Below are 16,137 nucleotides of genomic sequence, written 5' to 3' on the forward strand. Positions count from 1 at the left end.
TAGAGCAAACGTTAAATACTATAATAAAATCTTTAACCAATTACTATTATGGAAGTTGTTTATGAAAGCTCTTTTTTAAAAATGGTTTATTTTCGTTCGCAAGAACTTATGGAAGCTATCTGGTTACCTGCTACCAGAGAAATGACAACAGAACAATACAGAGCTGAGTTTTTAACCTACATTATACAATATAGTAGATATAAGATCACAAAACTTCTTGCAGATGAAAAGCAACTTCTATTTCAAGTTGACTCTGAAATGCAGAAATGGATAAATAAACTAGTAAAGGAAACACCGAATTTTCAGACTGAAAAAATAGCCATTGTATATAGTGATGACTTTATTCAAAAAATAAATGTAAAACAAATGATGAGTCATGTAGATTTATCTCATTTTAATACTTTGTTTTTTGAACAAAAAGAAGATGCTCAAAAATGGCTTATGACCGATAAATTAAACACAAAAAACAAACCTGTATTACTTCTGTATAACAATGAATACACTAATGCATTTGAGCTTTTAGATTACAAAGAAGAGCAAAATAAGGTGGTGTAAATAAAAATTGTCTCAATTATTCCCAAGCAAGTAATAATCCTCCTTTTTTACCTGTAAAAGGATCTGTTTCTGGTAAAGAAACAGCGGCAATATTTCTATCAGCTTTTGGGCGGTCATTGGGTTCTCCTTTGAGTAAATCCCAATCTCTGCCATTTGGATACGCACCTACAACAGTAAAGTCATTACTGTGTGAAATACATTTATGTCCTACTCCTGCTGGAATTACAATAATGTCGCCACCTTTTACTTGTATTTTTTCACCTTTTTCTCCTCCCAAGTGTAACAATGCACTCCCTTGAAAACAGCCTAGTACTTCATGAGTTGTACTATGATAATGATGAAAAGGATAAACTCCCCAACGCCATGAATTAAACCAATTGTTTGCTTTAAAATGTTTTTCTAACCAATTAGCACCTTCATTACCTTTCAAATTGAAAGCAGATTGGTAGATAAGAAGAGGATATTTACTGTTGGGAATTATACCATCATCCTCAAAATAATATTTCGTGGGTGTAACATCAGTCATATCAATAAAAGCAAAAAATGGACAACCAAAAAGATGGGCAAATCCACAAAAGCCAGATTTTGCTATAAACTCTCTTCGATTCTCCATAATATATTTATTTACTGGAAGCTTTTCTTAGTTGAGGAACCACTTTAGTTCCATATAGCTCTATAGATTTCATTAAATCTTTATGTTCAGGGCCACCCACATCAATATGCGCAACGTATCTGTCTAAGCCAAACATCTCTATAGTTTCAAGAATTTTGTCTGCAACTTCGTTAGGCTCACCCATAAACAATGCACCATCTTTACTAATGCCTCCCATAAATTGTCTTTGAGAATATGGAGGCCATCCTCTTGACTGTCCAACCCTATCCATTTGTGCTGCATAATAAGGGAAATAATTAGAAATTAACTGCTCGTTTGTTTCTGTTACAAAAGTATGAGAATGCACACCAACTTTCATTTTACTCATATCATGTCCATTCTTCTCATATTCCTGTTTATAGAAATCAATCAAAGGCTTAAACTGACTTGGCATGCCACCAATAATTGCAAAAATGATTGGTATACCCAATCTAGCTGCTCTATATACCGACTCAGGTGTTCCACCAACAGCTATCCAAATTGGCAATGCTTGCTCTGGTCTTGGATATACTGTTTGATCTTTAATAGGCGCTCTATATTTCCCTTCCCAATTAATTGTTTCTTTCTCGTTTAATTGAAGTAGTAAATCCAATTTCTCTTCAAACAGGGCATTATAATCTTTAAGATCATAACCAAACAAAGGAAAAGATTCTATAAAACTTCCTCTACCAGCCACAATTTCGGCTCTTCCATCAGATAGTAAATCTAAAGTTGAATAATCTTGATATACTTTTACAGGATCTGCAGAACTTAAAACTGTAACCCCACTGCCAAGTTTTATTTTATTTGTAACTGAAGCCAAAGCTGCTAACACAATCTCTGTTGATGAAACTACATAATCTGGCCGGTGGTGTTCTCCAAGTAAAAAGCAATCTAAACCCAATTCTTCTGATAGCTTTACTTGCTCTATCATTTCATTCAATCGCTGTTTTGGTGACTGAAATTGTTTTTTACTTTTATCAAAAGTAAGGTCACCAAACATTCCTATACCTAATTCCATTTGTTTATTATATATTGATTTACTAGATATCAACCCAGCAAAATCTGGAAAAGTTTATGGTAATTTAACTTTATACATTGTGTACGGATATTCAGTTTTATCAACCCCATTATTCCATTGCGGAAGGCGTTGTAACTGCGCACAAGTAAAGTATAAATAACCATCTGAACCTGTTCCTAAAGAGTCTGGCCATAATAATCTAGCATCTTGAACTAAGGTATGTAATTCACCTTCAGGAGTTACATAACTAATGGTATAATTGATGGATGTAGTTAAATAAATATTACCTTTATCATCAGCAGCTAAACCATGTGTAATCCCTACTTCACCTACATCTTCTACTTTTTTTGCCAACTCTTTTTCAGATAAATCAGCATCAGCTAAATACTTGGTTTCAACCCTAAAAAGGTTGAGTTTGTTTATTGGCTTAAAGTACAGATATTTAAAATCTTTAGTAAGCGCAATTCCATTTACATTGGATGAAAATGCTTTACCATCTTTGCTTTTCATTTCTGTTCCACTGTAATTCAATACTAGATTTTTATCTGCCAAAGTAAATTTTGTTTTAGCCAAAACACTTCGCGATTTTCCAGTTTTTAAGTCAAGCACAACAATCGCAGCCTGCCCCGGATCAGACAAATAAGCTAGCTCCTTTTCAGTATCTATTCTAATATCATTTAAGCCAGATGCCGTTTTATCCAAGTCTTCAAACAAATAGACTTTTGCAACTTCATCAGTTTTTGTATTGATTTTTACAAGTTTGAATTGCCCCTCTTGAGATTTTCCAGCATCGCCAAAAATTGAACCTTTAGAGGCCGGTTTCGAATCTAACACCCATAAAAAATCTTCAGAGTCAACATATAAATCTTGAACTCTTAACAAATGCTCGCTATACTCACCTTTGGTATTCCAAGCTTCATTCGGATAGGGCATTAACTCTCCATTCTTTTCTTCGGTTAAAGTGTATTTTCCTTCGCCATTATAATTAGGAAAGGCAACAAAAACTCTATTATCCGAAGTAACACTTAAACCAATTGCCATACTTTTATCAAAAGTGGCAACTGGAATTAAATCTTGACTCTGATATTTTTCGCTTTCACTTTGCTGAGCAAATATGCTAAAGCAAAGTGAATTTAATAGGATGCTGAATATGAGACTCTTCTTCATTTCTTAGTTTCAGTTTTTCTCTTAATAATGAAAATGATTGATAATCTATCAACTTTGACCCATTAAGGCTTTCCAAAAATTAAGAGAGTTTTTAGATTGTTTTGTAAACTCTGCCATTTGTGCTTCGTTCATTGGCAATTTATATGGTCTGCATTCTGGAATCACAATTTCGAAACACAAGAGATCATCAAAACCAATTTCATTTAAAACATTATACTGAGCAATATAATCGATGTGCCCAGTTCCAATTCCACCTCTGCCAGAATCAGACACATGGTAACTGTAAAGAGCATCTCCACCAATTTTGCGAATTGGCTCTAGCATATCTTTTTCACCTATATTCATGTGGAAACTGTCTAACACCAATTTAACATTGTCTGCATTGGCTTCTTCTTTAATTCTTATTAATTCATCAGCAGTTTGTACCCATGTAGTTTCATAATGGCAGCATGCTTCGTAAGTGAGCAAGATATTTTTTTGCTTTCCGTAATCATTCAATTGCCTAACAGCTTCAATTATTTGAAGCATCGCTTTTTCGTAGTCTTTCTCATTTATTGTCCAAAAAGAAAGCCCTTGTAGTGTAGCCATTGGAACTCCAAGCTCTGCGGCGTAGTCAATCACTTTTTTATAAAAAGCAACAGAGTTTTCTAAAGTAGCTTCTTTATCGCTCTCTGGCTTACAGTTAATTGGATCATAACTGGTAACTTCTACATCATATTTTTTAGCTGCTGCAAGCACTTTGCTAGCAGAATACTTCTTAAAATCACCACAAAATTGTAATCCATTGTAACCAATTGAACTAACTTTTTCGAATAGTTCATCCAAATTGTCTAGACCAAAAGTCCAAGATATAGCTGCTAATTTCATGTTAGTGTTTTGTTTTTTAGTAATTGTAGATTTTTTTGATTTTTCAGTAGCATTTGATTCAGAAATACCTACCGCAAATGCCGCTGAAGCACCCATTGATTTAGTTAAAAAATTTCTTCTAGAATAGATATAAAAAATTTGATTTAAGGTATAACACCCTCTTCGGTTAGTTGTTGAAATGTTTTTTCGAATACACCAAGACTATCACCATTCATTTCGTGGAAACCAAATCTTCTCGCTTTGTTAACATCCTGAAAAGCATCTGTTTCTACATTGAAAATGAAATCACCGAATCCCCACTGAACCAAATCGTCTAATTGGTATTCTGTTAAGTTATATTTTTGAATGATCGATTTCCATAAATCCTTTTTACCAGGCATGTATTCTTCTAAAGCAAATGTTTGTGGTTCAGCTACTTCTACTCCAAAGTATTCTCCTATTTTAGGCCACACTTGGCTCCATCTAAATACATCGCCATTGGTAATATTAAAAATCTCATTCTCAGTTTGAGGATTTTCTGCAGCCCATTGCATTGCCTTAGAAAGCACATCAACACCAGTAACATTTACCAACACATTGTAAGCCTTTTGCGAACCCGGAAAACGCATCGGAATTTTCTCTTCCTTACAAATTGTTGCATAAACTGCAATCAAATTAGCCAGATTCATCGGGTTTTTAATGGTAAAACCAATTACAATATCTGGTCTTATAGATGTCCAACTCCACTTCTTATTTTCAGAAGCTTCTCTAAGAAAATCTTCTTGATCGTAATAAAAGTTAGGTGTAATACTTCTTAAATCTGTTTCTACTGCTGGTGTTTTATAAAAACCTAAATGCGCACCATAAGCCTTACCACCTTGAATAAATATTACTCGCTGTAAATTAATAGCTACCTTTTCTACACCGTTAACTAGATTTTTCATCAAGCTTAGGTTTGCTTCCGATTGCTCATATGGATTCTTCCTTTCTGTGTAAGCCGCGTAGAAAATATGAGTTACTTCACTCAATTGTTTTTTATGTTCTTCTGCGGCACCTACTTTACTCAAATCCATTGAAAGGTAGGTAGCTTCCGTTGGATAATTTAAATTAGAACGCGATGTTACAATCACATTCCAATTATCTAAACCTACTAAATACTGCGTGAGGTTTCTGCCAATAATGCCATTCCCTCCTACTACTAAAGCTGTGTATTTACTCATTTTGTTAATTTTTTAGCTCCTTCTAATTCTTAGTTACTTCCATTTAATTTGAGCTCTTCTCCTTGATTTTGGGATAAATACCAGACAAAATCGAATCATTACTGGAATAATTAGAAAGAAAATAAATGCCTGAAACTAAGTTCTGGCATATTTAGGTTAGTTAATCAATTACAGATTTGCTCATTTGCTAGCTTCATCCAACAATTTTAAATCGTCGGTATCAAGATTTAGCTCAGGAGCATTAAACAGTGTTTGTAATTGATTTTCGCTGGTTGCACTGGCAATTGGCGCTCCGATGTTTGGCTGGGCTAACAACCAAGCAAGAGACACTGTAGCCAATGTAGTATCGTGTTTCTCAGAAACTTTATCTAAAGCTGCTAAGACTCCTAGTCCTTTCTCGTTCAAATATTGTTTTACACTTCCTCCACGTACACTTTTATTCAAATCATCTTCAGAACGGTATTTACCAGTTAAGAAACCAGCCGCCAAAGACCAATATGGAAATACAGTTAATCCATATTTTTCTGCTAAAGGAGCATATTGCGGCTCATATTTAGCTCTCTCCAATAAGTTGTAGTGAGGTTGTAAAGCCTGATATTTAGGCAAACCATTTTTCTCCGAAGCTTCCATAGAGGCAGTTAACCTTTCAGGAGAAAGATTAGATGCTGCAATATATCTAACCTTACCTGCTTTTATGATTTCATCATAAGCTTCTAAGGTTTCTTCAACAGGTGTTTTTTCATCATCGAAGTGCGTATAGTATAAATCAATATGGTCGGTTTGTAACCTTTTTAATGATTTGTCTACAGCTTCTAGAATATGTTTTTTACTAGTATCTACTGGATGTGTTCCTGTTTCTCCACCTACTTTTGTTGCCATAATCACTTTATCGCGATTACCTCTGGCTTTCATCCACTTACCTAAAATCGTTTCAGATTGTCCACCTTCTTTTCCATCTACCCAGTAAGCATACATGTCGGCAGTATCTATAAAATTGAACCCTTTCTCCACAAAAGCGTCAAGTATTTCGAATGATTTTTTCTCGTCTAATGTCCATCCAAATACGTTACCACCTAAGTTTATTGGAGCTATTTCTAAATCGGTATTTCCTATTTTTACTTTTTCCATTTTATATGTTCTATTAGTTATAAATTCGTTTTAAATCCTTCTTTTAAAATTCCTAGTTCCACCAACTCTGGTTGAATTATATCATCGTGATTTACAATGAGTTGGATATTTTTTTCTGGAAGACCATTAAGCCAATTCAACTCAAATTGAATTTTCTCGGCGTCTTCACCTATCCTTTTTCGTTGGCTTTCTGGTTTTTGCTTTTTCTCTTTAATTCCCACATAACTCCAGCTTACATCACCGGTAATCAAGTACTCTTTACCCGTTTCAAACTGGATGTAAACCATAATTTCACCCGGTGTATGGCCCGGTGCTTTAATGAGTACAATTCCCGGAGCTACTGGAAGCACATCTTCAAAATCCACTACAGTGAAATCTTTCAATTGTGCAGTTTCCATTTTAAGCTCCGGCATTTGTGGGTTGTTAATCAGTGTATTTATCTGTTGCTTAGTTAAAATAGTCTTAGGAGCTATTTCTTTATAAGAATCTGTTCTCAAAACACCTGCTATATGGTCGCCATGCTCATGCGTAATAAGTATCTTTTTCGCACTAACTAAGGCTGCTTGCAATTCTTCATTTTTATCTGAGAAGTATGGCTGCTGTTTCCCTTTACCAAAGAATTGATGCACCTTTTTATCCATGCCTGCGTCTACCATAATCCAACCATCTTCAAACATTACTTGGTAAGCAGTTCTAGCTTGAATGTAAGGTGTTTCATCTCCGCCTTCTACTGTTGCACTATAAGTTCGAGGGCTTTCTGCAAACTTAATGTAATGCAGTTCAGTAGCTTTTTTACCCGGAATCGTTTGAGCGGCACTTCTGATTTTAGCCAACAAAGTATCATCATAACTTATGTTAGTTAATTCCTGAGCCTGCGAACTCGAGGCAGAAAATAAAGCCAGTAATATCAAACTAGATTTATGCAGTAATGTCATGATAGTCTATTTTGATTACTTTACCACTTTCTACACTTTCTCTCACTGCATCCATCACTACCATATTTCTATAGCCATCATAACCTGACACCTGAGCCGGAGCTTCATTTGCCAAAGTCTGATATACATCTTCAAAATAATCGTAGTAATTACCTATTTCAGTTTTGATGCTATCTATCACTTTGTTTCCGTTTTGAAGAAATGCCAAAGTCCCTTCTGAATAAGTTTCATGATTTACCCAATCTCCTTCGTGTGGTTTAACACCGGCTACCAATTTGTCTTCTTGTATATCAGTTCTGTTTTGTATGTAAGAGCCGTTTAATCCGTGAATCACATAGCCAGGCTGATGTTCTAGAGAAATATCTGTAGCTCTTAGTTTTACCCTTTTATCTGGATAAATAAGTGTTACTTGGAAATAATCTTCTACTAGAGAATTAGGCCTGAAAGCGGCAAAATCAGCCTGTACAGCAGCTGGAATTCCAAACAGACTTACTGCCTGATCGGTAATATGCGAACCACGATTATTAAATTCTCCACCACTTTTGGGATGCTCTGTATGTACATCTCCGCGTACTTCTGGCACAAAGAAATCGTAAGAAATATTCGCTTCTACTATTTTACCAAGTTTACCAGTTTCAATAATTTTTTTAGTTGTTCTAAAATCACTGTCGTATCTTCTATTCTGAAAAACAAAGAGGTTTAAACCCTTACTTTTTGCTAGCTCATGTAGAGTTTTAGCTTCTTCGGCAGTGTTTGTAAATGCTTTCTCTACTATTACATTTTTGCCTGCTTCTAGTACCTTTTTGGCAAAATCATAATGTGTATCTATAGGTGTATTTACTACTACTAAATCTATATCTTCATCTGCTAATAGTGCTTCTAAAGATGGGTAACTTATTTTTCCTTCGTAATCTTTCTGAATTTTCTTTTTCGATCTCTCCCATGCTCCTTTCAACTCGAAACCTTTATGCACCTCTAAAAAAGGAGCAAAGAAATGCTTGCCTGAAAATCCGTATGCTAATAAAGCTGTGTTAATTGTTTGTTTGTTCATGATTCTATCTTTTAAATATTAAATGCACGATGAGTGTTAGTAATCCAAAAGTGAAACCCACTGAGGCTACCCCCATCCATTGAAAATGTTCCCAAATAATTCCCGCGATATAAGTTCCAAGTGCACCACCAGTAAAGTACAAGACCATATAAACCGTGTTAATACGATTACGCTCTGGCGGATTGTCTGAAAAAATGATAGTTTGATTGGTAATGTGCACCGACTGAATGCCCAAATCGAGAAACAAAGCACCGATAACCAAACCAATAATACTTGATGCACTCAAGCCTAAAACAATCCATGAAACCATGACGATTAAAATGGCTATAGTAATCATTGTATTTCGGTTTAACCTATCACTCATCTTTCCGACTACAGAGGCCATTACTGCACCTGCAATACCAACAAAGCCAAACGAACCTGCTTCTTCACTTCCCATATTAAATGTGGGCGTTTCTAGAAGAAATACCAATGTTGTCCAAAAAGCACTGAAACAAGCGAATACTAATCCCCCGCGAATGGCAGCTAAACGAAGTGCAGGTTTGGTTTTAAATTGCTCTACAATAGATTTGAGTAACTGACTGTAAGTACCTTTAAAATCTGGTTTAATTTCTGGTAATTTCCATTTAAGAAAAACCCACAAAATTACCATGAAACCTGCCCCACAGAAATAGACGGCACGCCAATTTAAAAATTCGGCTATGTAACCACTGAGCGTTCTCGAAGCTAAAATTCCGATAAACATCCCCGTCATTACAGTTCCTATAGCTTTGCCCCGATTTTCATTGCTAGATAATTGAGCTGCCATAGGTACCATTACCTGTGGAATTACTGAAGTTAAGCCAATAAGCAAACTAGAAATTTTTAATGCCAATGGAGATGGTGCTAGACCCGCTGAAAGTAAAGCTGTTATTATAAAGAAGAAGTCAATTAAAATCATCTTCTTTCTTTTTAGCATATCTCCGAGTGGTACTATCAAAAATAGTCCAGCAGCATATCCAATTTGTGTAAGCATTGGCACACTGCTAATTTCAGACTCTGAGATACCAAACTCTCTAGCCATTTCTCCTAACAATGGCTGGTTGTAGTAATTATTGGCAACTACAGTTCCTGTGGTAATTGCCATGAGTATTAGAAGTCCTCTTGTTAATTTATTGTCGCTCAAAGCTCTTTCTATTTTTTCCACACTACCATCGACGAGCGTTAAATGCAGTTGCAACCTCATCAACATGAATTACATATTGATTTTCATATTCACTTCGGTTAAAATAACTAGCTGAATTACAGATTGATTCTGTAATTATCAATGGATTTATTGTAAAAAGATATGAAATCGTTGATTATTCAACTATATATAAAAAGAAAAGCCGGAATTACTCCGGCTTAACTGGTATAGTGATAAGTATTTATCGTTGTTTCTTAATAAAATTCTACTTGCTTCTGTTGAGCTAATTTTTTGTTTCCGAGGTTCAAAACTAACAAAGCCACACCTGCACAAATAGACATAATCATAATCATTGGGAGAGAGTCTTCTGTTTGAAAAACACTCACCAAAGCAGAGGCGATTGCTCCCATTACCATTTGCAAAGAGCCCAACATAGCTGAAGCATTTCCTGCAGTGTTTCCCAAATTATTTAAAGACAATGCTGAAGCATTTGGGAAAATAAAACCCAAACAAGACATATAACTGAATATCAAAAAAGTAGTGATATATAAACCTTTAAACTCCAAAAAGTAAAACGTAACTAAAACTACTGCTACAATACATTGTACAATTGAAGCCTTGTATATGGTGTTTTCACTTGAGTGTTTTTTTAGCAAAAATCTATTTACCTGATTGGAACCGATTAAGCCAGCAGCAATAATTCCAAATATCAAACTGTATTGACCTTGAGTTACATTAAAAACTTCTAAATACAAGTGTGGTGAACCACTCAAATAAGCATAGACACCAGCATATGCAATTGCTCCTGTCATAGCGAAAATGATAAACTGAGGATTCTTTAGTACCGCTATATAATTTTTAATTATTGAACCTAATTTTAAAGAATAATCAGGGTCTGGTTTCTTGCTTTCTGGCATTAGATAATAAGCACCAAAAAGGATGACTATAGCCAAGAATACCATCATTATGAATATATATTTCCAATGAAAAGTGGTAGAAATAAAGCCTCCTAATGTAGGTGCTAAAATTGGAGAAACAGCTACTACCATCATCAACATTGAAAACACACGAGCCACTTCTTTTGTATCGAATAAATCTTTAACTACTGCTCTAGCTGCTACCAAACCTCCACATGCTCCAATTGCTTGGAAAAACCTGTATACAATTAACTCATTTACATTAGTAGATACAGCACAACCAATTGAGGCAACAATATATATTGCAACTCCCACATACATTGGTTTTTTTCTACCATATCTTTCTAGTAATGGTCCGTAAATTAATTGTCCAATTGAAAGACCTATAAAAAAGCTCGATAACGATAAAGATACCTTGCTTATATCTGTATTGAATTTTGCAGCAATTTCTTCAAAAGCAGGTAAATACATATCGGTAGCTAACGGACCAATAGCTGTAAGTAAACCTAAAATAAAAATTAATAAAAAGTTGCTGTCTTTTTTATTGAAACTCATAACTACATTTATAACTAGCTGCAAAGATAGTTGTATTATCAACTAATTTGATAATATCTTTTAGCTTGTCTATTAAAAAACTGTCAACACTATGTGAATTGACTAAATTGTATGATGATGTATTACATATTTACTTTGAGCAGGAATTATCTGAAAACAGATAATTTGATAAAATTAGAATGGGTAATAAGGATTATTTTAAACAAGCGTAGTTAAAAAAATGTTTACATTACTCATTTAAAAAGGCAAAATTTTTATTATACTAGTATAAAATTTATAAATACTTAAACAGTCCTTCTTAGTCAAATTACATTAACTCTTAAAATCTTGTTTAGCTAATAAGAATATTATTTCTTAAGCTAAATTATAATTTGCTATACCAATAAAAATATTAATAACATCATAATTACCAACTCATCTGCTCCATTTACCTTATAGGGTAAATATCCATTAATCTTACGGTTTCAATAGTTGCACACTAAACATAATTAGGTACATTATGTTTCTCTAGAACATTACTATCAAAATAACACGCAATTTTTAAACTTTCAATCATAACTGAAATGCATCCTCATATTATTATGCCCTCTCCACAATTAAGGTCTGTGATACAGTGGTATGAATACTGGGACTTTAATAAAACAACCAACTTTAGTGATAAAATTCTGGCATTACCAAGTTTCGAAAATGGTATTGTTTTCCCTATTTATACAGATAAGCCTATTGTTATAAAAAACGATGTAGTTAATTATGAATCCTTGCCTGTTACGGCGATTATGCCCACATTAACATTACCTTCTTACAACTATAATACAATTAACAATAGAGGTATTAGAGTAATATTTCGTAAAGGTGCAATTGCTAAAACCTTTAATATTTCGATGAAAAGTTTTCAAAATTTGCCTTTAGATAGTAGTTACATATTAGATAAAGAACATATATATCTTTATGAACAATTTGGCTCTTCTAAAAATTATCAAGATTGGATTAATCAGATTGAAAGCTACCTTCTAAGACTATTAAGATTTACAACTTTAAATAAAAGTTTGTACGACTACTTAAATCATATATTTCTTACCGAAGGCTATGGCAACTCTATTCAAGGGCTTGCCGATAAACTGGGAATAAGTGTAAGACATTTTAATAGATTAGTAAATAAGGAAGTGGGATTTTCACCTTCCGAATTTATTAGAATACATCGGTTTAATAGTGTATTAAGCTACTTTGAGAAGGCAGATAAAATATCATTAACGAAAGTCGCACATAAATTTGGGTACTATGATCAATCTCACTTTAATCATGAGTTTAAATTAATGTCATTACAAACGCCAAGAGAATATCTTAAAACCAGAGCCATAAACTATATATATCACCAAGATGATAATTCGCAAACTGGTGGATTTTTAAGCTGGTAAAAAATTAATTCTGAAAATGTCCGATCTATACAATTTTTTGAGAAGTGGCTAACTGTATATTTGGTAACAAAGCATAGTTAACAATCTATTACCCATTCATAAATCTTAGATTTATGTTAGTTTATGAAAGAATTGCATTCATAATTTCATTTATTTCAATTGGCATTCTCGGTTTTTCTGCGGTTTTAAATATCGCCTATTTTATTATTGATAAAAACCAAAAGAGGAATGATAGGAACCTCGCTTATCTATTTTATGGTGCTTATTGTTTTAATATTATTTGTCTGATAATTAGAAACTTGATTATTGAAAAATATTTTCATCTTTTAGATAGTCAGATTAATACACAATATGTTGCTTGCATCAATTTAGTATTACAATCATTACCCATATTATTTTATAGCGGATTTGTATTACATTTTATAGATGATGTTTCTGAAAGTGACAAAACCAAAAAGTGGGTAAGAGTTTTTCTAAAGTTAGTTTCCGTATTTTTATGCTTATATCTGTTTGTCTTCTTTATCGGATTTGTACTATCTGGTGGTATAAATAATATGTTATTTGGCATGTTACGATACTTTCCTCATTTGGCAGTAACAATCGGTTTTGCAACCATTTTCATATTATTTACGAGAGTAAAAGGTGATTTAATTGCATTCATCATGATAAGCTCTATCAATATAGCCACAGGTGCAATTATCTCTCACATCATATTAAAAGAGGTAGTTAAAGTATCTTTTGAAAACGATATAGTCTCTTTGGTACCTGGTAAAATTACAAGCTTGCAACCTATCTTTTTAATTGGAGTTTTAATTGATGTGCTCATTGTTTTTATCGCCATTTTTAAAAGAAGAAGAGATATAAGTTTAAGCGAATTTGCAATTTCAATTCCTACAGTAAATCAAGAAAGCACTGAAAAAAGCACGCTAGATTTACCAGAAGAAAATCAGGTATTAAATACTACCACTATAAATAAAATAGCTGAGCATAGATATTTACCTAAACATAAAACTGGCACAGACAAGCCCATTTTAGTAGATAAAATTATGTTGATTCAAGGACATAAAAACATGAGAAATGTATTTGAAATCTATTGGAATGATGAGAACAGAATTATAAAGAAGAATCTACTAGACGAAGAAAATGTAAGCAAAGTAATGCAGACATTAAACGATGATTATCTTTTTTATGCAGCCAGAGCTAAAGATCCCATCCAGATTATTAACCGGAATTATATTAACCAGCAAAAAACACAATTTATAAAAGACAAAAGGAGCTGGATGGTTTACATGAATGATGACAAGAAAATTCTAATTCCGCAGAACAAAAGAAGAGAGTTTGAAAGCTGGATAAAATTGTAAATTTATTTGCGCGTAAATGCAAAAATGTGCGCATAAACAAAAAGGAAGCTAAACAATTTAGTAATAATTGAATGCCAATTTTAGATTAGTAATATAATTCAATTTGCATACAAACTAAGAATAAAAAAACTCATACCGTTCAATTTAACTACTTCTATTATCTATCAAACATTAAAAGAAGACCATACAATTAATTGCAAAAAGAACTCATACTAACTATCAAATTTTTTTAAACTTCAACCACCATCAAAATAATGAAGTATAGTTACTTTGTATTTATAATGTTATGGCTATCCTTTTCAAAAAACATCTGCCTTGCACAAGAAATTGAAACAGGAATTCTACTAGAAAAAACAGTCGAAATTGATGATTCGGTAAGATCATTTTTATTTTATGTACCATCTTCTTATGATGGTTCCGAAGCATGGCCTTTAGTATTTAACCTACATGGTGCATCAAGTAGCGCTTATCAGCACATGGCTGTTTCTGGCATGAACAACGTTGCAGACACAGCACACTTTTTAGTTGCTTATCCTGAAGGAATTAACAATGGTACAGGCGTTACCGGTTGGAATGAATCTGGTCTGCCTTGGATACAAGACGATGTTAAATTTTTAAGTGAATCAATTGATTCTATCTCTAATGAATATAATGTTGATTCTTCAAAAGTATATTTTACTGGATACTCAAACGGTGGAGGTATGAGCCTTACACTTGCATGTACTTTGGGTGAAAAAGTAGCTGCTATCGCTTCTGTTGCTGCTGCTGGTACTTATGAACCTTGCAACCCTATAAGACCAATGCCAATTTTATACATGCATGGCACTGCAGATATTGTCGCTCCTTATTATGGTGGCCAAAGTGCTGTTTTTCCTTTGGTTTTTCCATCAGCTAGAGTAAAAGTAGATTATTGGTTGGCTAAAAATGAATGCTCAGCAGAAGCTACGATTATAGAAGTTCCTGATACTGTTCTTTACGATAGTTCTAGTGTAATTATAGAACAATATAAACTTTGTGATTCATCTGCCGAATACTTGTTTTATACTATTGAAAATGGTGGACATACTTGGCCTGGTGGCCCCCCTTCTCCACCTGCTTTAGCTTTTTTAGGTAATGTAAATCAAGATATAAATGCCAGCTCTGAAATATGGAATTTCTTTTCTAAACATCAATTGCCTGATATTGAAAACCTACCATCTGTTGATGAGTTTTATTTGATCGATGCAAAAGCCGATGAAGAACTCATGACGCTGACTGATTATACAACAATTAACCTTACTACTTTAGAAAGCGATAAATTAAGCATAATAGCTAAAACTGATGATACGATTGGTAGTATAAAATTAGAATTGGCTGGTCCTATCGATTTTAAGCGAATTGAAAGCTACGCTCCTTATGCACTGTTTGGAGATGTAAACGGCAATTATAAAGGAGAAAAATTACCTGAAGGAGCATATACCTTAAAAGCAACTCCTTATGACGAATCAACAGCAAAAGGGATTTCAGGTTTAAGAAAATACCTGACATTTTATGTAGAAAACGACACGATTATCACTGCCTTTGAATTGATTGACTCGCAGGCAGATACAGTTTTAATGTCTTTGACCGATGGAACTGTTATCGATCTATCAAACACCGGAAATCAACTAAATATCAAGACGAGGATTTATCCTGAAAAAGTTGGAAGTGTAAAGTTAGAATTTGATGGTACTTCTAAAATTGAAAATGTAATGCCCTATGCACTTTTTGGAGATACAAATGCAGATTATTTCGGTAAAGAAATAGCTGTAGGCAGTCACACATTATCTGCTATGGCTTATACAAAACCACAAGCTAAAGGAGATTTAGTTGCTTCTTACGCCATTTCATTTGAAGTAATTGAAGGAAGTTCTTACAAAAAGATAAGTAATAAGCTCTATCAAAATGAGCCAAACCCTTCAACTGGTTCAACTTCAATTAGAGCATTTATTAAAGAAGATATAAAAACAGCAAAAATGCTAATTCTCGATAATACGGGTGAACTGGTAAAAGAAATAGAGATTAAAAACAGAGGAGAAATTACTGTTAATCCTCAATTAAACAATTTGAAAAAAGGCATTTACATCTATAAGTTAATCACGAGTGATTCAAGTTCTGATGTAAAAAGATTGATGATAATTGATTGATTTAA

Annotated in this window: 14 protein-coding genes; 4 read left to right on the forward strand and 10 right to left on the reverse strand. The window is 33.6% G+C overall.

The window, feature by feature from the left end; genetic code table 11:
* The first annotated feature begins 48 nt into the window (after window positions 1-48).
* Window positions 49-555, forward strand: coding sequence for an STAS/SEC14 domain-containing protein (locus OQ292_RS24720; RefSeq protein ID WP_284686664.1), 507 nt, complete (start codon window positions 49-51; stop codon window positions 553-555).
* 16 nt (window positions 556-571) lie between these two features.
* Here the strand turns inward: OQ292_RS24720 and OQ292_RS24725 are convergent, their stop codons facing one another.
* The 10 genes from OQ292_RS24725 to OQ292_RS24770 all read right to left on the reverse strand — a co-directional run bounded on the left by OQ292_RS24725 (window position 572) and on the right by OQ292_RS24770 (window position 11,191).
* Window positions 572-1,168 carry a cupin domain-containing protein gene (locus tag OQ292_RS24725; protein ID WP_284686665.1) on the reverse strand — a complete coding sequence of 199 codons (597 nt, stop codon included), beginning with the start codon at window positions 1,166-1,168 and terminating at the stop codon, window positions 572-574.
* Between the two features lie 7 nt (window positions 1,169-1,175).
* Window positions 1,176-2,207, reverse strand: coding sequence for an LLM class flavin-dependent oxidoreductase (locus tag OQ292_RS24730; protein WP_284686666.1), 1,032 nt, complete (start codon window positions 2,205-2,207; stop codon window positions 1,176-1,178).
* 54 nt (window positions 2,208-2,261) lie between these two features.
* A complete protein-coding gene (locus OQ292_RS24735; protein ID WP_284686667.1) occupies window positions 2,262-3,374 on the reverse strand; it encodes an L-dopachrome tautomerase-related protein in 1,113 nt (370 codons plus the stop codon).
* A gap of 48 nt (window positions 3,375-3,422) precedes the next feature.
* On the reverse strand, window positions 3,423-4,337 hold the full coding sequence (locus OQ292_RS24740) for a sugar phosphate isomerase/epimerase family protein (RefSeq protein WP_284686668.1): 915 nt from the start codon (window positions 4,335-4,337) through the stop codon (window positions 3,423-3,425).
* A 47-nt stretch (window positions 4,338-4,384) separates the two neighbouring features.
* Window positions 4,385-5,440 (reverse strand): SDR family oxidoreductase, encoded by a 1,056-nt coding sequence (locus OQ292_RS24745; RefSeq protein WP_284686669.1) that lies wholly within the window; start codon window positions 5,438-5,440, stop codon window positions 4,385-4,387.
* 180 nt (window positions 5,441-5,620) lie between these two features.
* Window positions 5,621-6,568, reverse strand: a complete 948-nt coding sequence (locus OQ292_RS24750; protein WP_284686670.1) for an aldo/keto reductase — start codon at window positions 6,566-6,568, stop codon at window positions 5,621-5,623.
* Window positions 6,569-6,585: 17 nt separating this feature from the next.
* Window positions 6,586-7,503: an MBL fold metallo-hydrolase gene (locus OQ292_RS24755; RefSeq protein WP_284686671.1), complete on the reverse strand. Its 918-nt coding sequence runs from the start codon at window positions 7,501-7,503 to the stop codon at window positions 6,586-6,588.
* Window positions 7,487-8,554 carry a Gfo/Idh/MocA family oxidoreductase gene (locus OQ292_RS24760; protein ID WP_284686672.1) on the reverse strand — a complete coding sequence of 356 codons (1,068 nt, stop codon included), beginning with the start codon at window positions 8,552-8,554 and terminating at the stop codon, window positions 7,487-7,489. The genes OQ292_RS24755 and OQ292_RS24760 overlap by 17 nt, the downstream gene beginning before the upstream one ends.
* A gap of 4 nt (window positions 8,555-8,558) precedes the next feature.
* A complete protein-coding gene (locus OQ292_RS24765; protein WP_348970655.1) occupies window positions 8,559-9,785 on the reverse strand; it encodes an MFS transporter in 1,227 nt (408 codons plus the stop codon).
* 188 nt (window positions 9,786-9,973) lie between these two features.
* Entirely contained in the window at window positions 9,974-11,191 is a 1,218-nt protein-coding gene (locus OQ292_RS24770; RefSeq protein WP_284686673.1) for a multidrug effflux MFS transporter, read from the reverse strand.
* A 563-nt stretch (window positions 11,192-11,754) separates the two neighbouring features.
* Here OQ292_RS24770 and OQ292_RS24775 point away from each other — a divergent pair.
* The 3 genes from OQ292_RS24775 (at window position 11,755) to OQ292_RS24785 (ending at window position 16,132) form a co-directional block, all read left to right on the forward strand.
* Window positions 11,755-12,606: a helix-turn-helix domain-containing protein gene (locus OQ292_RS24775; protein ID WP_284686674.1), complete on the forward strand. Its 852-nt coding sequence runs from the start codon at window positions 11,755-11,757 to the stop codon at window positions 12,604-12,606.
* 113 nt (window positions 12,607-12,719) lie between these two features.
* Window positions 12,720-13,967 (forward strand): hypothetical protein, encoded by a 1,248-nt coding sequence (locus OQ292_RS24780; RefSeq protein ID WP_284686675.1) that lies wholly within the window; start codon window positions 12,720-12,722, stop codon window positions 13,965-13,967.
* Between the two features lie 254 nt (window positions 13,968-14,221).
* Complete coding sequence (locus tag OQ292_RS24785; protein WP_284686676.1) at window positions 14,222-16,132, forward strand: T9SS type A sorting domain-containing protein; 1,911 nt, start codon at window positions 14,222-14,224, stop codon at window positions 16,130-16,132.
* Window positions 16,133-16,137: the final 5 nt, after the last annotated feature.

Origin of the sequence: Chondrinema litorale (assembly GCF_026250525.1) — a bacterium.
GTDB lineage: Bacteria > Bacteroidota > Bacteroidia > Cytophagales > Flammeovirgaceae > Chondrinema > Chondrinema litorale.